Origin of the sequence: Labrys sp. WJW, assembly GCF_001676615.1 — a bacterium.
Taxonomy (GTDB): Bacteria; Pseudomonadota; Alphaproteobacteria; order Rhizobiales; family Labraceae; genus Labrys; species Labrys sedimenti.
The window spans coordinates 1-19,078 of sequence record NZ_LYXZ01000094.1; the positions used below are offsets into that span (position 1 = coordinate 1).

General features: G+C 65.5%; 17 protein-coding genes and 1 tRNA gene. 5 read left to right on the top strand and 13 right to left on the bottom strand.

Annotated features, from left to right (window positions below; genetic code table 11):
• Positions 1-217 precede the first annotated feature (217 nt).
• The 8 genes from BA190_RS34370 to BA190_RS34405 form a co-directional block, all read right to left on the bottom strand.
• A tRNA-Arg gene (locus BA190_RS34370) sits at positions 218-294 on the bottom strand.
• A 144-nt stretch (positions 295-438) separates the two neighbouring features.
• Positions 439-1,137 (bottom strand): DUF2461 domain-containing protein, encoded by a 699-nt coding sequence (locus BA190_RS34375; protein ID WP_068299573.1) that lies wholly within the window; start codon positions 1,135-1,137, stop codon positions 439-441.
• 117 nt (positions 1,138-1,254) lie between these two features.
• Positions 1,255-3,267 (bottom strand): ASKHA domain-containing protein, encoded by a 2,013-nt coding sequence (locus tag BA190_RS34380; protein ID WP_068299576.1) that lies wholly within the window; start codon positions 3,265-3,267, stop codon positions 1,255-1,257.
• A gap of 207 nt (positions 3,268-3,474) precedes the next feature.
• Complete coding sequence (locus tag BA190_RS34385; protein ID WP_068299579.1) at positions 3,475-4,380, bottom strand: methyltetrahydrofolate cobalamin methyltransferase; 906 nt, start codon at positions 4,378-4,380, stop codon at positions 3,475-3,477.
• Positions 4,381-4,521: 141 nt separating this feature from the next.
• Entirely contained in the window at positions 4,522-5,451 is a 930-nt protein-coding gene (locus BA190_RS34390; protein ID WP_068299582.1) for a prephenate/arogenate dehydrogenase family protein, read from the bottom strand.
• Positions 5,452-5,645: 194 nt separating this feature from the next.
• Positions 5,646-6,350, bottom strand: a complete 705-nt coding sequence (locus BA190_RS34395) for a glutathione S-transferase N-terminal domain-containing protein (RefSeq protein WP_068299585.1) — start codon at positions 6,348-6,350, stop codon at positions 5,646-5,648.
• Positions 6,351-6,418: 68 nt separating this feature from the next.
• Positions 6,419-7,510 carry a histidinol-phosphate transaminase gene (locus tag BA190_RS34400; RefSeq protein WP_068299588.1) on the bottom strand — a complete coding sequence of 364 codons (1,092 nt, stop codon included), beginning with the start codon at positions 7,508-7,510 and terminating at the stop codon, positions 6,419-6,421.
• An 18-nt stretch (positions 7,511-7,528) separates the two neighbouring features.
• The gene (locus BA190_RS34405; RefSeq protein ID WP_068299625.1) at positions 7,529-8,323 is read right to left on the bottom strand and encodes a chorismate mutase; all 795 of its coding nucleotides are present in this window, start codon (positions 8,321-8,323) and stop codon (positions 7,529-7,531) included.
• Positions 8,324-8,663: 340 nt separating this feature from the next.
• Between BA190_RS34405 and BA190_RS34410 the strand changes: the two genes are divergently transcribed.
• Positions 8,664-8,969 carry a hypothetical protein gene (locus BA190_RS34410; protein WP_156771839.1) on the top strand — a complete coding sequence of 102 codons (306 nt, stop codon included), beginning with the start codon at positions 8,664-8,666 and terminating at the stop codon, positions 8,967-8,969.
• A gap of 89 nt (positions 8,970-9,058) precedes the next feature.
• On the opposite strand, the gene BA190_RS34415 is transcribed toward BA190_RS34410, so the two are convergent.
• The 3 genes from BA190_RS34415 to BA190_RS34425 all read right to left on the bottom strand — a co-directional run bounded on the left by BA190_RS34415 (position 9,059) and on the right by BA190_RS34425 (position 11,783).
• Positions 9,059-10,420 carry an AarF/ABC1/UbiB kinase family protein gene (locus BA190_RS34415; RefSeq protein WP_068299596.1) on the bottom strand — a complete coding sequence of 454 codons (1,362 nt, stop codon included), beginning with the start codon at positions 10,418-10,420 and terminating at the stop codon, positions 9,059-9,061.
• A gap of 108 nt (positions 10,421-10,528) precedes the next feature.
• On the bottom strand, positions 10,529-10,987 hold the full coding sequence (locus BA190_RS34420; protein WP_068299600.1) for a YaiI/YqxD family protein: 459 nt from the start codon (positions 10,985-10,987) through the stop codon (positions 10,529-10,531).
• 73 nt (positions 10,988-11,060) lie between these two features.
• Complete coding sequence (locus tag BA190_RS34425) at positions 11,061-11,783, bottom strand: hypothetical protein (protein WP_068299604.1); 723 nt, start codon at positions 11,781-11,783, stop codon at positions 11,061-11,063.
• A 187-nt stretch (positions 11,784-11,970) separates the two neighbouring features.
• On the opposite strand from BA190_RS34425, the gene BA190_RS34430 reads away from it, so the two are divergent.
• From BA190_RS34430 to BA190_RS34440, 3 genes are all read left to right on the top strand, one after another.
• Positions 11,971-13,305 carry an RsmB/NOP family class I SAM-dependent RNA methyltransferase gene (locus BA190_RS34430; protein ID WP_068299607.1) on the top strand — a complete coding sequence of 445 codons (1,335 nt, stop codon included), beginning with the start codon at positions 11,971-11,973 and terminating at the stop codon, positions 13,303-13,305.
• A 412-nt stretch (positions 13,306-13,717) separates the two neighbouring features.
• Positions 13,718-15,430, top strand: coding sequence for a heparinase II/III family protein (locus BA190_RS34435; RefSeq protein ID WP_068299609.1), 1,713 nt, complete (start codon positions 13,718-13,720; stop codon positions 15,428-15,430).
• On the top strand, positions 15,427-15,843 hold the full coding sequence (locus BA190_RS34440) for a hypothetical protein (protein WP_068299612.1): 417 nt from the start codon (positions 15,427-15,429) through the stop codon (positions 15,841-15,843). Before BA190_RS34435 ends, BA190_RS34440 begins: the two co-directional genes overlap by 4 nt.
• Positions 15,844-16,216: 373 nt before the next feature.
• Here BA190_RS34440 and BA190_RS34445 read toward each other — a convergent pair whose 3' ends face one another.
• The gene (locus BA190_RS34445; RefSeq protein ID WP_068299615.1) at positions 16,217-16,909 is read right to left on the bottom strand and encodes a thioredoxin family protein; all 693 of its coding nucleotides are present in this window, start codon (positions 16,907-16,909) and stop codon (positions 16,217-16,219) included.
• 2 nt (positions 16,910-16,911) lie between these two features.
• A complete protein-coding gene (locus BA190_RS34450; protein ID WP_068299618.1) occupies positions 16,912-17,205 on the bottom strand; it encodes a hypothetical protein in 294 nt (97 codons plus the stop codon).
• Between the two features lie 388 nt (positions 17,206-17,593).
• Here BA190_RS34450 and tehA point away from each other — a divergent pair, with 388 nt between their 5' ends.
• A complete protein-coding gene (gene tehA / locus BA190_RS34455) occupies positions 17,594-18,568 on the top strand; it encodes a dicarboxylate transporter/tellurite-resistance protein TehA (RefSeq protein WP_068299622.1) in 975 nt (324 codons plus the stop codon).
• The last annotated feature ends 510 nt before the right edge of the window (positions 18,569-19,078 follow it).

The following is a 19,078-nucleotide window of genomic DNA, read 5'->3' on the forward strand; positions in this document are numbered from 1 at the left end:
TTTTGCGATTAGACGGAATCATCTCGAATCGCAAAGACGCGTCGAACCAAAGAGCGAGAGCAAAACAGCGTTTCCGTCTAAACGCGCTTTGCTCTAGGACAAGCCTGGAATCGGCTGTGCCATCTTTTGTGCCGTAGCTAACCGTTGCCATATGCGGCGCTCTCGCGTCGAGCGTACAGGCCACAAAGAAGACGGCGTTGATTTTGCTAGAGAAATCTGGCGTCCCGGAAGGGATTCGAACCCCTGACCTACGGTTTAGGAAACCGTTGCTCTATCCTGCTGAGCTACCGGGACAGCCTGGGCGCCACGAAAACCCGTTCACATGGAAAAGGTCAAGCCCTTTCCGTGTCATTCGGTCTTGTTTGTGCTCGAGGAGAGCCCGATCAGGGCGTCCAGGGCGAAGGCAGGCCGCCCGCGCCCTCATCTCTCGTCAGCCTTTCAGCCGCGTTCCGGCTCCAGTACCGCCAGGGCCGACCAGCCGAAATCGAGCAGCGGCAGAGCGTCTTCGACCAAGCCCGTGCAGGCATCGACGAGCTCGGGGGTGCGGATCAGCGCGTCCGGCAGAGGCCTCTTCACCACGATCGATTTCAACTTCAGGGCGGCTACGAGGTCGGCAGCTTCGATGCCGGCAGCTTCGCGCGGCAGACGCTTGAGGCTCCATTGCGGATCGAAGGCAAGCCCCGCGGTTACAAGCTTGGCTGTCATGACACGGAAACGCTCGGGAGCGGTGATAATCGCCTGGCGGAAGGCCGCAAGCTGCTTGGGCTCGAGGTCATAGAAGCCGACGGCGGCAAAACATCCCTCAGGCGAGATGTGGATATAGGTGAGGCCTGGATCGTTCTTGGCGCCCGAGCGCGTCATCACCGCGCCGGCATGGGTTTTGTAGGGGCGCTTGTCCTTGGCGAAGCGCACATCGCGATGGATACGAAAGAGCGCGCTCCTTGGCGTGCCGCGCATCGGCAACCCCTTGGCGATGCAGGCGGCATTGACGGCCTCGATCAGGGCCGAAAAGGGTGCCAGTACATCGCTGTCATAAAGGCCGCGATTCTCCTGGAACCAGTCGCGGTTCATGTGGAATTCGAGGGCCTTGAAGAAGGGCAGCGCCTTCTCGCCGAAGCCGGTGAAGGAAGCGGGCATGGGCAATCCTTGGAGTCCTGACATCATCCCTTCCTATCGTGGAAGGGATGATGTTTCCAAGAGAGGAGCGGACATCGCGATATCACGGCATGTCGCAATGTCCGGGTTCCCTGCCGGTCAGCCCCGTCGGCGTCGCCTCTCCCGGCCACCGCCGCCCTCGCCTTCACCACTGCCGCCGCGCTTGAAGGTGACGCCCAGCGCCGCCTCCAGATGGGGGAAGGGATCGGTTTTGTGGGGGATCGCCATCGCACCGACGAAATGGGCCTGGAAGGAGGGCTCGATCGCGGTCTCCACCTTCTCGATGCGCCGCACCACATCCTCGATCTCCGTGCGAGCCGAGGCGTTGAGCAAAGCGATGCGGGCGCCGGTGCCTGCGGCGTTGCCGGCCGAGCCAACCTTGTCGAGCTCGCAATCGGGCACCAGACCGAGGATCATGGCGTGCTTGACATCAATGTGGCTGCCGAAGGCACCGGCCAGGGTGATACGGTCGACCGCGGTGATGCCGTAACGGTCCATCAGGAGGCGTACGCCAGCATAGAGCGCGGCCTTGCCGAGCTGGATCGCACGCACGTCATTCTGGGTGATGGCGATGCGTGGCTCGCCCTCACGGATGAGATATTTGAAGGTGCGCCCATCTTCCTCGACACGCGGCGAGCGGGCCGCCATGGCGCCGTCGACGACACCGTCCGGCGTGATCAGGCCCGCCAGCAGCATCTCGGCGATCGTCTCGATAATGCCCGAGCCGCAGATACCGGTAACGCCGGTGCGAACCACCGCCTTGTCGAAGCCCGGCTCGTCCGACCACAGATCCGAGCCGATCACCTTGTAGCGCGGTTCCAGCGTGACGGGATCGATGCGCACGCGCTCGATGGCGCCGGGCGCGGCCCGCTGGCCCGAGGAGATCTGGCCGCCCTCGAAGGCCGGGCCCGTGGGCGAGGAGCAGGCAAGCAGGCGCTCGCGATTGCCCAGCACGATCTCGGCATTGGTGCCGACATCGACCACCAACGATACTTCCGGCCTCAGATAGGGCCCTTCCGAGAGCACTACGCCAGCAGTGTCCGCGCCAACGTGGCCGGCAATGCAGGGCAGCACATAGACATAGGCGCCGCTGGAGAGCGGCAGGTTGAGATGGGCCGCCCGCGTCTGGTACGCGCCGTCGATGGTGAGCGCAAAGGGCGCGCCGCCGAGTTCGGTCGGGTCGAGGCCGAGGAAGAGATGATGCATGATCGGATTGGCGACCACAGTCATCTCAAGGATGTCGTTGGAGTTGAGGCCGACCTCCTTGGTGACGGACACGGCCAGCTCCGCGATGGCCTCGCGCACCGCCGTGGTCAGCTCGACATCGCCGCCCGGATTCATCATCACATAGGAGACGCGGCTCATCACGTCCTCGCCGAAGCGGATCTGCGGGTTCATGACGCCGGAGGAGGCCAGTACCTCGCCGCTGGCAAGATCGCACAGATGCGCGGCGATGGTGGTGGAGCCGATGTCGACGGCCAGGCCCACCCCCTGCTCGTGCAGGCCAGGCCAGATGCCGACGATCTCGCGCTTGTGCCGGATGGCCACCGTCACCGACCACTGGCCCTGGCGCAGAGACCATTGCAGAAGGCGCAGCGATTCCAGGGGTGCCGTGATGTCCTTGAGCCCCCATTGCTGTTCCAGCGCCTCCTGCAGGCGGCGGAAATCTGAGGAAGGCTCGTGCATGTCGGGCTCGCGCACCTCGACATAGTGCAGCGCCACCACCGGCTCGATGGCGATGTCGCGGATCGCCGCGCTCTTGCGCACGACCTGGCGATGGACCTGGCTGTCGGGCGGCACGTCGATGACGACGTCGCTGCACAATTTGGCCTGGCAGCCGAGCCGACGGCCCTCGACGAGTGGCCCGCGCTTGGAGACGTAGCGCTCCTCTACCGCGTTCCATTCGGTGACGTGGTCGGGTGCCGAGACGATGCCGAGCTTCGGGAATTTGCCGTCACCGACCTCGACCTGGCAGCGCCCGCAAATGCCGCGCCCGCCGCAGACCGAATCGAGGTCGACACCGAGCTTGCGCGCCGCCTCAAGAACGGACGTGCCCTCGGGAAACCGGCCACGCTTGCCGGAGGGTGCAAAAAAGACGAGCGGATTGGTCATCGGCGGGGCCTTGAATGTCTGCCGCGACGGCCGATCATCCTTCTGCCCTGCGGGAGAAGGCGGCCGAGCGAAGCGAGGTCGGATGAGGGGAGCTTCGCGACCTTCTAGTCTTGCTTTTCGTCTCTTGGCAACTAACCGATAGGCGCGTCCACCCCTCATCCGCCCCTATCGGGGCACCCTCTCCCCTTGCGGGAGAGGGCATGGTCTTTAACCGCGCGCGCGACGGCGCTCGCGACGGCCTGCACCAGCGCCTTCCGCGGCTTCCGGCTGCGGCTCCCGGAACTTCTTGATCCAGCTCATGCAGTTGGGGTCATGGCCCATCACGACGTCAGCGCCGAGAATGGCCTGGATGTCCTCCAGATGCAGCGGGTTCATGATCGCCGAGGTCATGCCGGCACCGATCATCATCGGCAGGAAGGAGGCATTGAGGCCGCGGCGGTTCGGCAGGCCAAAGGAGAAGTTGGAGGCCCCGCAGGTGGTGTTGACCTTCAGCTCGGTCTGCAGGCGGCGCAGGAGGTGCATCAGCTTGCGGCCGGCATCGTTGATGGCGCCCACCGGCATCACCAGCGGGTCGACCACGATATCCTCGCGCGGGATGCCATAATCGGCGGCACGCTCGACGATCTTCTTGGCGACCTCATAGCGCACGTCGGGATCTTCGGAGATACCGGTCTCGTCGTTCGAAATGGCGACGACGGCTGCATTGTATTTCTTCACCAGCGGCAATACGCGTTCGAGGCGCTCTTCCTCGCCGGTGACGGAATTGACCAGCGGCTTGCCCTTGTAGACGGAAAGGCCGGCTTCCAGCGCCTCGACGATCGACGAGTCGATCGAGAGCGGCACCGGCACGGTGTCCTGTACCAGCTTGACGCATTCGGCCAGGATCTTCGGCTCGTCGGCGAGGGGGATGCCGGCATTCACGTCCAGCATCTGGGCGCCGGCCTCGACCTGCGCGATCGCGTCGGAGACGACACGCGAATAGTCGCCGGCCGCCATCTCCGCGGCGAGCAGCTTGCGGCCCGTCGGGTTGATGCGTTCGCCGATCATGACGAAGCGTTTGTCGAAGCCCAGCACGACCTTTTGCTTTTCCGAAGTAATAACCGTTTCGGTCATGGTCTTTCCGTTCCGCCTTGGAGAGAAGTCACTGCTAATTAAGGTCGCAACGGGGCCAGCCGCTAGCCTGCAAACGACAGGATTTGGCGGCCCTGACGAGGCTGATGGCGGCCATACGACAGGCTTAGTCAGCGACGGGCTTCACTGCTTGCCGTGCGGACGACCGAAATCGGGAGCGGCTGTCTCCTGCCCCTGGTCGATGATCGAGCGGCGCACCGCCCGGGTGCGGGTGAACAGCTCGAACAATTTGTCGCCTTCCCCCCAGCGGATCGCCCGCTGCAGATAGGCCAGATCCTCAGAAAAGCGGCCGAGCACTTCCAGCACCGCCTTCTTGTTGTTGAGGAAGACGTCGCGCCACATGGTGGGATCGGAGGCGGCGATGCGCGTGAAATCACGGAAGCCGCCGGCGGAGAACTTGATCACCTCCGACTGCGTCACCGCCTCCAGATCATCGGCGGTGCCGACGATGTTGTAGGCGATGAGATGCGGGACATGACTGGTGACGGCGAGCACGAGGTCGTGGTGCTCGGGCGTCATGCGCTCCACCTTGGAACCCAACCTCTCCCAGAAGGCACGATAGCGCGCCAGCGCCTCGGCATCGATGTCCTCGGCCGGCGTGAAGATGCACCAGCGGTTGTCGAACAATTCGGCAAAGCCGGCATCGGGCCCGGAATGCTCGGTGCCGGCCACGGGATGGGCGGGAATGAAATGCACGCCCGCCGGCAGGAAGGGCGACATCTGCGCCACCACGGCCCCCTTGACCGAACCGGAATCGGAGATGATGGCGCCTTGCTTGAGATGCGGAGCGATGATCTCGGTCACCACGCCGAAGGCGCCCGAGGGCACGCAGAGGATGACGCAATCGGCGTCCGCGACGGCGACGGCGAAATCCGTGGTCGCGACATCGGCGATGCCGAGTTCCTCGACGCGACCGATCACCTTCTGCGAAAGGTCCGCCGCCACCAACGTATGGGCAAGCCCATAGCTGCACGCCGCCCGCAGGATGGAGGAGCCGATCAGGCCGATTCCGATCACGCAGAGCCGGTCGAAGAGGAAGGGAGCGTCAGACATGGGAACCCTGGAAATTTTCGCCTTCTGTGCACGATGAGGCGGGGGAAGGCAAATCCTCGCTGGGATCACACCCCCCATGGCCTACCGGACCCGGCTATCTAAAATGAAAAAGCGACGCGGCTGGAAACAGCCGCGTCGCTCTTTCTGTATCATTGCCGCTCGAAGAGCCGGAGGAGGCTGCCGTCTCAGGAGCGTCAACCCCTCTTCGGGATCTCCAGCCCGCGCTGCACGGCCGGGCGGGCAAGGCCGCGCTCGAGCCAGGCCGGCACGCGCTTCAGGCTGGCATAATCGACGAGCTCGCCCGCGCCATAGAAACCGACGAGATTGCGCACCCAACCCAGCGTGGCGATGTCGGCGATGGTGTAGTCGGCACCCATCAGCCAGTCGCGGCCCTCCAGGCGGGTTTCGAGCACACCGAGCAGGCGCTTGGATTCCCCCCGGTAGCGCTCGAGCGGACGCTTGTCCTCGATCTCTCGGCCGGCGAATTTGTGGAAGAAGCCGACCTGGCCGAACATCGGTCCGATCGCCGCCATCTGGAAGAACACCCATTGGATGGTCTCGTAGCGGGCGGCGGCATCGGCAGGCAGGAACTTGCCGGTCTTCTCAGCGAGATAGAGCAGGATGGCGCCAGATTCGAACAGACCGAGGGGCTTGCCGCCTGGGCCATCGGGATCGATGATCGCCGGGATCTTGCCATTCGGATTGAGCGACAGGAATTCGGGGCCCCAGGTCTCGTTCTTGCCGATGTCGATGAGATGCGGCTCATAGGCAAGGCCAGTCTCTTCCAGCATGATCGACACCTTCACGCCGTTGGGCGTGGGCAGCGAGTAGAGCTGGATCCGGTCGGGATGCTGGGCTGGCCAGCGCTTGGTGATCGGGAAGGCGGAAAGATCAGACATGAAAGCTCCGGATTGGCTCCCCCTTTTCCAATGCGGAAAAGGGGTTGGAGAATAAAGAGAACTCCGCGTTACTTGCTCAGAAACTCGCGCAACGCTTCCACCACCAGGCGGTTGGCTTCCTCGGGGCCGATGGTCAGGCGCAGGGCATCCGGTAAGCCATAGGCGTCGACGCGCCGCAGGATCAGACCGCGCTCGGTCAGGAAGGCGTCGGCATCCCTAGCGCCCTTGCCGGCTTCCTTCGAGAAATGCACCAGTAGAAAGTTGCCGACCGAGGGCGTCACGCCGAGGCCGAGGCCGGTAAGCTCCTTGGTGAGGAAGGCGAGCCACTTGTCGTTATGGACGATGGCATCGGCCACATGGGTATCGTCCTGGATGGCGGCGATGCCTGCGGCCATCGCGGGGCCGGAGACGTTGAAGGGACCGCGGATGCGGTTGACGGCATCGATCACCGCCGACGGACCCACCATCCAGCCCAGGCGCAGATTGGCGAGGCCGTAGATCTTCGAGAAAGTGCGGGCCATCACCACATTGGGGCTGGTCGCCACCAGTTCGAGGCCGGATTCATAGTCGTTCGCCCGCACATATTCGGCATAGGCGGCATCGAGCACCAGGAGAATGTCGGAGCGCAGGCCGGCATGCAGACGCTTGACCTCGTCGAAGGGCAGATAGGTGCCGGTGGGATTGTTGGGATTGGCCAGGAAGACGATCTTCGTCTGGGCCGTCACCCGCGCCAGCAGGGCGTCGACATCGGCCGTGAAGTTCTTCTCGGGCGCCACCACCGGCGTTGCGCCGGCCGCGAGCGTGGCGATCTTGTAGACCAGGAAGCCGTGCTCGCTGTAAACGGCCTCGTCTCCCGGCCCGAGATAGGTATAGGCCAGCAGCGAGAGAAGTTCGTCCGAACCGGCGCCGCAGATCAGTCGCGCGGGGTCGAGGCCATAGCGCCCCGCGATGGCCGCCCGAAGGGCGGAAGAGGCGCCGTCGGGATAGAACTCGAGCTTCTCGCTGGCAGCGGCATAGGCTGCCTTGGCCTGGGCGCTCGGACCAAGCGGTGTCTCGTTGGACGATAATTTCCAAAGTTTGACGCCGGCGGGCGCCGCCGACTTGCCGGGCACATAGGCATCGATGTCGAGGATGCCTTTCCGGGGAACGGGACCGTTCATGTCTAGGGATTCCGAAGGTTACTTGAGAGGCAGGACGAAAGCCGGCGCATGGGAGCCGACAGTCTCGAAGCTGGTGCCCGACGGCAGGACCTCGGCGAGCGCGACGATGGTCTGTCCTGGATGCAGGGCAACCAGCAGCGCCGCGCCGGCATGGGCGGGAATGGTCCAGCCTTGAGGCAACTTGGACAGGGCGGTCGGCAGCACGGCCGAGACCAGCCTGACCTCGCTGGAGGACGGCGGCTCGTCGATCGGCTTGGACAGCACATAGGTCGGCAGCGCAGCCGGGTGATCGGCCCGCTCGACGAAGGGAAGCCTGGCGATGATCTTGGGCGCCGTCTCGCCTTCGAGGGCTCGCCACCAGGCCCCGGGAGCAGCCACCGGCACCAGGCCGAGATCGCCGCGCGAATGGCTCAGCGCGTGGATGACGTCGCCGGCATCGTCATGCGTCTCATAGGGCACCACGAAACCGAAATGAAAGCGGGCGACGTCGCGCATCGCCGCATTGCCCAGCGAAATGTCGCCATGCACCGTATAGGGCGCCTGCACATGGGTGAAGGTGGCGATGATCACCCGCCAGATCGATTCGACGATGTCGACCGGCAGGATGCCGTGATGGCGTCCGACGATCTCGCGCATCATCGAGGCTTCCCGCCCGGGCCGGAAGGCCGAGCCGGAGGCCTGCGAGCGCTTGATGGCGATGAGCTGGTCGATGATCTCGCCTCGCTCCATCAAGAGCCCATGCATGGCGGCATCGATGCGGTCGATTTCTTTGCGGAGGTCGGCGAGGTCGGCGGCCGGTTGCATCGGGGTCATGGCGGCATTCGGGGCATTGAAGGCGGGAGGACTGTCATAGGCGGATGGGTCGGGGATGGCAACCACCGGCCCGACGGCAGGTATCGGCTTTGCGCGTGCCACAATCGCCAATACGTTGAACATTTCATATCGACGCAACCACAAATAGTATTCACTCTTCAATGAAAAGTTGCGCCAGCAAAACACCGACAATCATTGATAATTATTTCAGAAACACGGCAGAAACAAACGTCACAACTCCGCGAACACTGTGATTACGCCATACTTACGGCAACGCTATGCTCTACTTCTGACATTGCGATGACATGAGAGCACCGCAATATTCCAAAGGGTAAACACGATGAGAGTTTTGATCACTTCCGTCTTGGCCGCATGTGGACTGGCAGCAGCGGCTTCCTGCGCCCAGGCCGATGGCATCACCGACTTCTATTCGATCCAACGCGGTTTCGGCTATGACGAAGCCAAGTCACCCGTCGCACCGGCGGCCATGCCGCTGTGGAACGCCAATGCCGGCCAGGGTGTCGACCCGGCGGTGGAGACGGCGCCAGGCACCGAAGCTCCCGCCGCCCCCATGACGACGCGCCGGGTGCATCACGCCGCCGTGCGGCATCCGCTGCATCACCGGACCGAGGCTCCCGCTTCCTAGTCGAGGCCCGCCCATATTTTCGACAGCCTTCGCCAAAAGAGGCTCCAACTCTGCCATGCCCGGGCTTGCCCCGGGCATGTCGATGCGCCCTACAATCCGACTTCGGCGAGCGCGGCCTGTTGGCGGGCCGCCACCGTCTCAACCGAGAAATCCTCGATCGCCGCCTCGAACAGGCGGTGGAAGTTCAATTCGGCGCGCAGATGCAAAAACACGCCGCCGAGCCCGATGGCGGCGCGATCCATGAACACGAATTCGCGCGGCACCGTCACCGGCCCCTTCTGCTTGAGCGCCTGGTGCACGGCATAGGCTTCCCTGCGGCCATATTCGGAGGGTGCCACGCCATCGGCGATGGTGCGCACCCGGTCGTCCAGCAGCGGCCCGAAGATGAAGCGGGCCCACAGGTTGAGCGTCTCGATCAGGTCCTTACTCAGCTTCTTGAAGCCCCAGGTCTCGTAGGCATGAACGACGCGCTCGGTCTCGCCCTGCAGCAGGCCGCGATAGAGCTCGACCACCCCGCCGACGAAGGCCGGCGGGAAGATGCGGATGCAGCCATAATCGAGCAGGTTGATGCCGGAAGGTTCGCCCCCTTCGCTGAACACGGTGTAATTGCCCAGATGCGGATCGCCGTGGATGATGCCGATATGGGCATAGGGCTGCCACCAGGCCGCGAACATCGCCGCCGCCAGCCGGTTGCGCACCGGCAGCTCGGCTTCCTTGAAGGCGAGGATGCGCTCGCCGGTGAGCCAGTCCATGGTGAGCAGGCGGCCGGTGGAAAGCTCGGGCCACACCCGCGGCGCCCGCACGTCGGAGATGCCGAGCGTGGCGAAGGCGTTGCGGTAGAGCGCGGTGTGCTTGGCCTCGCGGCGATAATCGAGCTCCTCGCGCACCCGCTCGCCGATCTCCTGGTAGATCTCGCGGGTGTCGATGGCCGGATCGAAGCGCCGGTGCAGGGCGAACAGCACCTGTAGTTGTGAAAGATCGGCCTCCACGGCCGATTGCATGTCGGCATATTGCAGCTTGCAGGCGAGCGCGGTGCCGTCCTTGGCGGTGGCGCGATGCACCTGGCCTAGGGATGCCGCCGCCGCCGGCTCATGCTCGAAGCTGCCGAAGCGTCCCGCCCAGTCCGGTCCGAGCTCGGCCATCATCCGCCGCTTGACGAAGGCCCAGCCCATGGGCGGGGCCTGGCTCTGCAGCTTGGAAAGCTCGGCGGCATAATCGGGCGGCAACGCGTCGGGAATGGTGGAGAGCAACTGGCCGACCTTCATCAGTGGCCCCTTCAGCCCACCGAGCGCCTTGGCCAGTGCCGCCGCATTGGAGCTCGAGGAACCTCCGCCCCCCATCAGCCGCGATCCGGCCATGCGGGCCGCCACGCCGCCGACATTGACGCCAACCCGGGCATAGCGCCTCGCCCTGGCCGAAAGCCGGTTCGCCTCGTCGTCATGCTCGGACATGAAAGTCTCCTGGCTGCCCCTTCCTAGATAGGCGTACGCCGCCGAAGCGCCAAGCGACAGGGTGGCGCAGGAGAGGAGGCAAATTCCTCTCCCCGTCGGGGTTAGGAGCTATCGAGCGTTGCGCTTCAGCCGCATGATCGCCGTGTCCAGGGCCTGCAGGAAGGCCGAGCGGTCCTTGGCGGAGAAGGGCCTGGGGCCGCCGGTCATCTCGCCGGTAGAGCGCAGATGCTCCATCAGATTGCGGGTGGCGAGCGCCATGCCGATGGAGGCTTCGGTGAAGGGCTTGCCGGTGGCGCCGATCACCTGGGCACCGACCGCGATGCAACGGCTGGCGAGCGGAATGTCGTTGGTAACGACCACGGCCTCAGGCGTCGCCCGCTCGGCGATCCAATCATCCGCGGCATCGGGACCGGCCTGCACCAGCACGAAGTCGATCAGCGGGTCGCGCGGCAGGCGCATGAAGCTGTTGGCGACGACATGGGTCTTGAGCCCGTGCCTGATGGACACGCGGAACACCTCGTCCTTGACGGGGCAGGCATCGGCGTCGACGAAGATCTCGATGGGCATGGTGAGGGGATAGAGGTTTTCAGGCTTCAGGCAAAGCGTGTTTCGGCCAAGCGCCCTTCTTTGATCCCCCCCTTCAGGCGCCATGGCCCGATGACGGATCGTCCTCATGTCCGAGGGACCCCAGCCCCATTCCCACGCCGCCGCCCATGCCGCCGCCCATGCCGCCTCCGCCACCACTCCCGCCCTGGCGGCCTTCCTCCTTGCCGCGCTCCCCCTTGCCGCCGCTGCCCGAAGCGGAGGGACGCGCCGGCCCCTGCGCCGGCAGTTCGATGTCGGCGGGGATCGGGGCGAGGTCGAGGGCCTCGCGGATGAAGGCGCGCAGGGAGATCACGAGCGCCTGCGTGTGGACGGGATGGCCGGCGACCAGTTCGCGCGCGGCCCGGCTGGCAAGGCGGACATGCTCCTCGGTGCCGAGCAGGATGATGTCCGACAGCGCCGCTTCGACCGCGTCGCGGATGCGGCGTGCCCTATCGGAACGCGCCACCTTGCCGGCGCTGAGGTCCAGGGGCGGCATCTCTGCCTCAGCCTCTCCCCCGCCGGGTGGTGCGGCCTGGCGCAGGTCGCGCAGATGCATCGGATCCACGGTGAGATCGCCGGTAAAGGAGCCGCCGAGCGTGCGATAGGCCGCGATCAGCGTGCGCACCCGCTCGTTGATCTGCCGGTTCAGGCGCTCGCGCCGCTGCTGGATGGTGAACATCGCCAGCAGGCGGATGCCGACACCGATCAGCGTGAAGAGCGCGAGGCCGATCACGGTTGCCAGCAGGCTCTGCCAGGAGGTGAAATCGATATTGCGCAAAAGCGCCTCCCTGCTCGCCCGCCGACCTGCCCACCCGGCATGCCCTTGATGATACGGATTGTCGGATGAGGCAAGGCGGCGACCGGAGCGGCCGAATAGGAGGGTTTTGCGGGGCTGCCATGGCCCGGCGGGGGTTCCGCGCCGCGGCCAAATCCTCTATTGAGGCGGCAAATCGGATCAAAGCCCCTTGAACAAGCCTCCCTCTCCCGCTCGCCGCCCGTCTTCCGGGCCCGGCGTTCCCGGCCTTGCCGCCCGTGCCCTCGCGGTGAAGGCCGTGGCGGGCGTCCTCGGCCAGGACCAGGCGCTCGAAGACGCCTTCGACGACGCCTCGCTCGAAGCCCGCGATCTCGCGCTTGCCCGCATGATCGCCGGCGTCTCGATGCGGCGTTACGGCACCATCGGCACCCTGCTCGAAAAGCTGCTCGCCAAGGGCATGCCGCGCAAATCCGGCCCGCTGGAAGCCATCCTGATCACGGCGGCCGCCCAGATCCTCTTCCTCGACGTGCCCGACCGCGCCGCCGTCGACCTTGCGGTGCGCCTCGCGCGCGGGGACGATCGCGCCCAGGCCTTTTCGGGCCTCGCCAATGCCGTGCTGCGCAAGATCTCGGCCGGCAAGGAGGAGCTGCTCGCCGCCATCCCGCCCGAGGCGGATACGCCCTCCTGGCTCTACAAGCGCTGGTCGGCGCAATATGGCGAGGCGACCGCCGCGGCCATGGCGGCGGCCCAGCGCGTCGAGCCCTCGCTCGACCTCACCGTGAAGGCGGATGCCGCCGGCTGGGCCGAGCGCCTCGGCGGCCGCCTGCTGCCCACCGGCTCGATACGCACGCCCCATAACGGCCCCGTCAAGGCGCTGGAGGGCTATGAGGCCGGGGCATGGTGGGTGCAGGATGCCGCCGCCGCCCTGCCTGCCCGCCTGCTCGGCGATGTCGCGGGGCTGAGGGTGGCCGATCTCTGCGCCGCCCCCGGCGGCAAGACCGCCCAGGTCGCCGCCGCCGGCGCCACGGTTACCGCCGTCGACCGCTCGGCGGCGCGGCTGCAGCGCCTTACCGAGAATTTGAAGCGCCTCGGCCTCCAGGCCGAGGTGGTGACGGCCGACATTTTGGCCTGGAAGGCCGAGCCCTTCGATGCCGTCATCCTCGATGCCCCCTGCAGCGCCACCGGCACCATCCGCCGCCATCCCGACGTCGCCTGGAGCAAATCCGCCCGCGACATCGGCGCGGTGGCCGACCTGCAGCGCCGCCTGCTCGGCCGCATGGCCGGCCTGGTGAAGCCGGGCGGGCTGCTGGTCTACTGCACCTGCTCGCTGGAGCGGGAAGAGGGCGAGGAGCAGATCGCCCGCTTCCTCGACGGCAATGCGGATTTCACCCTGGAGCCGGTACGGCCCAAGGAGATCGGCGGCATCGAGGGCGCGATCACGCCCGAAGGCATGCTGCGTACTCTCCCGAGCCTCCTGCCCGATCCCGATCCGGTAATGGCGGGCATGGACGGCTTCTTCGCCGCGCGGATGCGGCGGAAGGGGTAAGAAACGGGCACCGAATAGGGCACCAGGATCCTTCCCCGGCTTCGGGGAAGTCACGCACACAAATTGTGTGCGCTGGGACCGCGAAGCCGGGCCGGATGGGGCGGGTGGCGCGACTTTGCGGTATGATTGTCAACGCTGTGCCACTCTACCCCTTCCGTCATTTCTGCGAAATGACACCTTCCCCGAAACCGGGGAAGGATTCCCGCGCCCTACGCCCAAACGCCGAAACAACCCGCAACATCCGTATCCGCCGCCCCTCCCCCGTTTAAAACTGGGGCCATGTCGCTGAAATCGCCGGCCCGAGGCTTGCGCGAAGCTCACGCAATGGCCACAAGGAGCCTATCGCCGACGTCGGCATGCCCGCTTCGGGTGCCCGTCCCTTCGTTCCCTTCTCTGGAGGTCCGCGTCAGGAATGAGCCGAGGCACTCTGGGCCCCAAGCTCCGTCTCTCCCTCACTGCTGCCGCGCAATCCGGCCGCGCCGTGCTGACGCGCCTTTACCTCCTGCCCTTCATGCGCTGGCGCTTCGGCCGCGGCGATGCTGAAAAGCTGGTGCTGGCCCCGCAGGACCTCAGGGCCGCCGACCCCACCCGCGCCGCCGAACTGGTGCTGGGCCGCTTCACCTTCGTCGCCAAGACCATCGTGCTCAACGAGGTCTCCCCCTTCGCCATCGCCCCGCCCTCGCCGGCCTGGCGCGAGACGCTACTCGGCTTCACCTGGCTGAGGCATCTCAGAGCCGCCGACGGCACCGCCGGCAAGCAGGTGGCGCGCCGCCTGGTCGGCGATTTCGTGCGCTCGAACCTGCGCTTCCAGCCCGAGGCCCTCGACCCGCTGCTGACGGCGCGACGCCTGCTCGCCTGGGTCTCGATGGCGCCGATGATCCTCGACGGCGCCGATCGCGGCTTCTACCGTGCCTTCCTGCGCTCGGTCGCCTGGCAGACCTCCTATCTCCTGCATGCCGGCCGCTCCACCACCGACGGCATGCCGCGCCTGCTCTGCGCCATCGCGGTGATGCAGGTGAGCCTGTGCCTCTCCAACAAGGCGGGCCTGCGCCGCCCGGCCCTGCGCTGGCTCACGGCCGAGCTCAACCGCCAGATCCTGGCCGACGGCATCCATGTCTCGCGCAACCCGCAGGCCAATATCGAGCTGCTGCTCGACCTCTTGCCGCTGCGCCAATCCTTCGCCGCCCGCAATGCCGTCGCCCCGCCCGAGCTGATCGGCGCCATCGACCGCATGATGCCGATGCTGCGCTTCTTCCGCCATGCCGACGGCGCCTTCGCCGCCTTCAACGGCATGGGCTACACCCAGAGCCACCTGATCGCGACGCTGCTCGCCTATGACGATGCCCGCGGCAAGCCGGTGCAGAACGCGCCCCATGGCGGCTATCAGCGCCTGGAGGCCAATGGCGCCGTGCTGCTGGTCGATACCGGCAAGCCGCCGCCGGTGAACGTCTCGCAGGAAGCCCATGCCGGCACGCTCGCCTTCGAATTCTCGGCCGACAATTTCCGCATCGTGGTCAATTGCGGCGCGCCCGCCCCGGGCCGCGAGAACTGGCGCCACCTCGCCCGTTCCACCGGCGCCCATTCCACCGCCATCGTGGCCGATGCCTCCTCCAGCCATTTCGCCGGCGGCACGCGAAAACCCGGCGCGACCGCCCCGAGCCTCGGCGGCCGGGCCATCCTCTCCGGCCCCAAGCATGTGCCGGTGCAGCGCGAGAACACGCCGGCGGCCAGCACCATCACCGCCTCCCATGACGGCTACCGCCATGATTTCGGCCTGATCCACCAGCGCGAGCTCACGCTGAGCCAGATCACCGGCGCGCTCGAGGGCCGCGACAGCTTCCTCGACCACAAGGCCGAGCCCTGGAAGGGCAAGGAGCCGGTGCTGCTGCGCTTCCACCTCCACCCCGCCGTCGCCGCCCGCCCCGCCAATGGCGACACCCAGATCGTCATCACCCTGCCGAGCGGCAAGGAATGGCTGTTCCTGGCCGACGTGCCCTTCGCTTTGGCCGAGACCGCACATCTCGCCAATCCCGAGGGGCCGCGCCGCAGCGTGCAGATCGTGATGACCCTGCCCGAGGGCGAGCACACGATGAGCTGGGCCTTCCTGCCGGCCGATCCGGTATGACAGCGGTGAGATCCATCCTCGCCGCAGCGCTGGCGGCCCTGACGGCCGGGCCGGCGCTGGCCCAGGACCGGCCGGATGAATACATGACCTTCTCCTGCACCCATCTTCCGGCGATGAAGGTCACCCAGCAATTGGTGGCGCTCTATGGCGACAAGGGCGACAAGCTCGTCGTCGCCTCGGATCTCGAAACCTACCTGGCGCTCGTCTCGATGGACAATGTCGCCAGGCTCGGGAAGGACAAGCAGGCCTACGAGAAGTTCTTTCCGGCCCAGCAGGTCGGCGGACAACGCAAGGCGCCCGTCACGCTGAAATATTATCTCGGCAAGGACGAGAAAAGCGGAAAGCAGCGCCTGGAGGTCACGAATTCCGCCAATGGCAAGAAGGTGATGGACTGCACGCCGGTGCAGAAGTGAACCGGCGTTTTTGCGGACAATGCAGTTCACTTAAGCGTCTTCAGGTCTGCTCGACCTTTGTCATTGCCGGGCTTGACCCGGCAATCCAACCTGGATCTCCGTATTGCGCGGGCGGTTTCTGGATAGCCGGGTCAAGCCCGGCTATGACAATTCGGAGCGCTTCCTTCTTAAATGAACCGCATTAGGGCCTTTGCGGACCTCTTCCGGCGCAATTCTCCCTGTTTGCCACCCATCACCGCCAGCTTCGTATCGGCTTCGACACTTCCAGCTCTCGGCGACGAAAAAAGGCAATTGCCGGAATCCCGAGGGAGCCCGGCGATCACCTTGACTTCTCGCTATTGGCGGGTCGTCGTGCCGCGGCTCTCCGGGGAGGTTACTCGTAGCGATCGTGGCGGCGCACCCAGTCCATTCCCTCGGCCTCGTTGCGGCCTTTTGGTGCGAGATCGAGCATGGCGTAGGTGCCCATCATCACCTCGACGCCGCGCCCATAGGTGGAGTAGGTGCGGAAGACCTCGCCCGCCTCGTTCTTGTAGAAGGCGCTGACACCGGGCCATTCCCCGCCGGTTTCCCGCCATTCCCCGAAATTGTAGTCGATATGTCCGCTGGCGACCTCCTCGGGCGTGAAGCTGACGCGGAAGTCATGGTTGAAGTCGCTGCCGAAAGACGAGACCCATTTGAACTGCCAGCCCATGCGCGTGCGGTAGCGCTCGATCTCGGCCAGCGGCGCACGCGAGACGGCGATCATGGTGACGTCGTGATGCGCCAGATGCCTGTTCATGCCGTCGGTGTGATCGGCCATGTAGGAACAGCTCGGGCAGCCTTCCTTCCATCCCGGCGCGAACATGAAATGTTGCACCAGAAGCTGCGATCGACCGTCGAAGAGATCGGCCAGCGTGCGCGGGCCATCCGGCGTGTCGAACACATAGTCCTTGTCGATGCGCACCCATGGGAGGGCGAGCCGCTCCCTGGCGACCTTGTCGCGAAGATGGGTGAGTTCCTTTTCCGCCTTCAGGAAATTCCGGCGGGCGGTCAGCCATTCATCGTGTGAAACGACAGCGTTCTGCATCGTCAGTCTCCTTCGGTTTGGGGGGTGGGGAGGTTGCGGCGCTGCAAGCGGGCGGAAAGGAATTTCAGCCACGCCGAACCGTGAAAAAGGCTCATCAGCAGGTACATCAGGGCCATGTCGTTGATCGGCACGAAGGTCGAAACGGTGGAGCACATCGCCATGGCCGGCGAGCCCGCGGCAGAAATCCCGGCCATCAATGCGAAAGTCGGGGCAGCGGCGAGCCCGAGCCAGCCGGCCATGTCGGTCGTGGACCCTCGCAACGAAGCGACCATCCCTGCTGAGGCGGACATCGTCATTTCCGCTCCTCCGACATTTGCCGTTTCCGGCGTTGCGACACGAAGACGTTATCCCGACCGGCGGGCCCTGCGAGAGTTACAAGTGTGACGGGATTTCAGTGGCCTCGCTTGTCACCGCCACCGCACGGCCTCCGCCGAAGGCGGCGGGAAGGAATCCAGGGCCAAAATCTGCGCCCGCAAAAGCAGAGCGCGTTTGGGCGCAGACGCCGATTTTCTCCGGCTCTTTGGTTCGGCGCGTCCTTGCGATTCTTGGTGATTCCACGGAGTCGCAAAATACTTTAGCCCGGGGATCCCGTTCCCCTCGCTACACCCGGGGATGACGTGTCACCTATTCTGGTGTTGATATCAGAACCCCTCCTTTGAAGTGCCACCTCGTGGGACACAGGCCATGACGCCTTCCGGTTTTCGCTTTCCGCCCGCCGCCTTCTTCGGCATTCCGCTCGGCCTGCTGGCGCTCGGGCTGCTCTGGCGCGGGGCTGAGCGCCTCTGGCTCCTGCCGGCCGGCATATCCGAGGCGATCCTCGCCATCGGCGCATTGGTCTGGGCGCTGCTGATCGTGCTGTTCGCCGGCAAATGGGTGTTTGCATCGGGCGATGCGCGCGCCGAATTCGCCGATGCGATCCAGTGTTGCTTCATCGGCCTCGCGCCGGTGACGACGATGCTGACCGCCCAGGCCCTGCTGCCCTATTCCCGCACGGGCGGCCTCGTGCTGGCGCTCATCGGCACCCTCGGCGCCATCGCCTTCGCCGTCTACCGCTCGGGAGGCCTGTGGCGCGGCGAGCGGGACATCGGCACGGCAACGGCCGTGCTCTATCTGCCGACCGTCGCCGCCAGCTTCGTATCGGCCTCGACGCTATCGGCCCTCGGCTGGCCGGAATGGGGCCAGCTGGCCTTCGGCGGCGGCGTATTCTCCTGGCTGGCGCTGGAATCGGTCTTGATCAACCGCCTGCTGCACGGGCCGGCCCTGCCGGAAAGGCTGCGCCCCACGCTCGGCATCCAGCTCGCGCCGCCGGCGGTGGGCGCGGTGGCCTATCTCAATGTCAGCGGCGGGCATGGCGATGTCTTCGCCATGGCGCTGATCGGCTATGCCATCCTGCAGGGCCTGATCCTGCTGCGCCTGCTGCCCTGGATCATGGCCCAGCCCTTCTCGCCCGGCTATTGGGGCTTCAGCTTCGGCGTCGCCGCCCTGCCGACCGCCGTGATCCGCCTGGCCGCGGAAGGCACCAGCCCCCCGGCGCAATTGCTCGCGCCGTTCCTGTTCGCCATCGCCAATATCGTCATCGGCCTGCTGGCGCTGGGCAGCCTCTATCTCCTGGCCCGCGGCAAACTGCTGCCGCCACCGCCGACAACGGCAAAGGCCTGATCGCGCGGGTCTCTTGCAGGGCGTCTGCGCGCTTGAGGCTTGATGCTTGACAAGGGAAAATTGCGTTCGACACAGCGCCACGGATTCTCGCACAGACCAGAACTATTGGCTCTTGGGGCCTCTGCGAAGATAGCCGCCGTTCAGCAACCGACCCCATTGCGGTCATTCCGAGGGTCGTTGGAACTCCCCCAAAGGGGTCTTATCGTGAGCTTCGAGGTATCCGCGTGTCCGAAACCGCAGCGATCCGGAACGACAAAGATGCGACAGCGGGGGGGACTCATGGCGGAAACGCCAAGTAGCGAGTTGAAGCTGAGTTCTCTTATGGTTGTGGATAGTGACCCATGTCTCCACAAGAACACTTGAAGAACATCGGCGGCTTGTGAGATACGTTGCGTCTGAGCATTCGCCTTCATTTCGGCGGCTGGATTATCCAGGGCGTTCGATGTGGAGTGCGGCGGCGAGGCGGTGGCGCAGGTCACGGTCTCATCCGCGCAGAATGGGCGGCAACGT

Bases quoted from the DNA above. Each gene is read 5' to 3' on its own strand.
- BA190_RS34450 (WP_068299618.1), bottom strand. From the start codon at position 17,205: ATGACGATGTCCGCCTCAGCAGGGATGGTCGCTTCGTTGCGAGGGTCC.
- BA190_RS34390 (WP_068299582.1), bottom strand. From the start codon at position 5,451: ATGTCTGACGCTCCCTTCCTCTTCGACCGGCTCTGCGTGATCGGAATC.
- BA190_RS34435 (WP_068299609.1), top strand. From the start codon at position 13,718: ATGAGCCGAGGCACTCTGGGCCCCAAGCTCCGTCTCTCCCTCACTGCT.
- BA190_RS34445 (WP_068299615.1), bottom strand. From the start codon at position 16,909: ATGCAGAACGCTGTCGTTTCACACGATGAATGGCTGACCGCCCGCCGG.
- BA190_RS34400 (WP_068299588.1), bottom strand. From the start codon at position 7,510: ATGAACGGTCCCGTTCCCCGGAAAGGCATCCTCGACATCGATGCCTAT.
- tehA (WP_068299622.1), top strand. From the start codon at position 17,594: ATGACGCCTTCCGGTTTTCGCTTTCCGCCCGCCGCCTTCTTCGGCATT.
- BA190_RS34410 (WP_156771839.1), top strand. From the start codon at position 8,664: ATGAGAGTTTTGATCACTTCCGTCTTGGCCGCATGTGGACTGGCAGCA.
- BA190_RS34440 (WP_068299612.1), top strand. From the start codon at position 15,427: ATGACAGCGGTGAGATCCATCCTCGCCGCAGCGCTGGCGGCCCTGACG.
- BA190_RS34375 (WP_068299573.1), bottom strand. From the start codon at position 1,137: ATGCCCGCTTCCTTCACCGGCTTCGGCGAGAAGGCGCTGCCCTTCTTC.
- BA190_RS34385 (WP_068299579.1), bottom strand. From the start codon at position 4,380: ATGACCGAAACGGTTATTACTTCGGAAAAGCAAAAGGTCGTGCTGGGC.
- BA190_RS34380 (WP_068299576.1), bottom strand. From the start codon at position 3,267: ATGACCAATCCGCTCGTCTTTTTTGCACCCTCCGGCAAGCGTGGCCGG.
- BA190_RS34415 (WP_068299596.1), bottom strand. From the start codon at position 10,420: ATGTCCGAGCATGACGACGAGGCGAACCGGCTTTCGGCCAGGGCGAGG.
- BA190_RS34420 (WP_068299600.1), bottom strand. From the start codon at position 10,987: ATGCCCATCGAGATCTTCGTCGACGCCGATGCCTGCCCCGTCAAGGAC.
- BA190_RS34405 (WP_068299625.1), bottom strand. From the start codon at position 8,323: ATGACCCCGATGCAACCGGCCGCCGACCTCGCCGACCTCCGCAAAGAA.
- BA190_RS34395 (WP_068299585.1), bottom strand. From the start codon at position 6,350: ATGTCTGATCTTTCCGCCTTCCCGATCACCAAGCGCTGGCCAGCCCAG.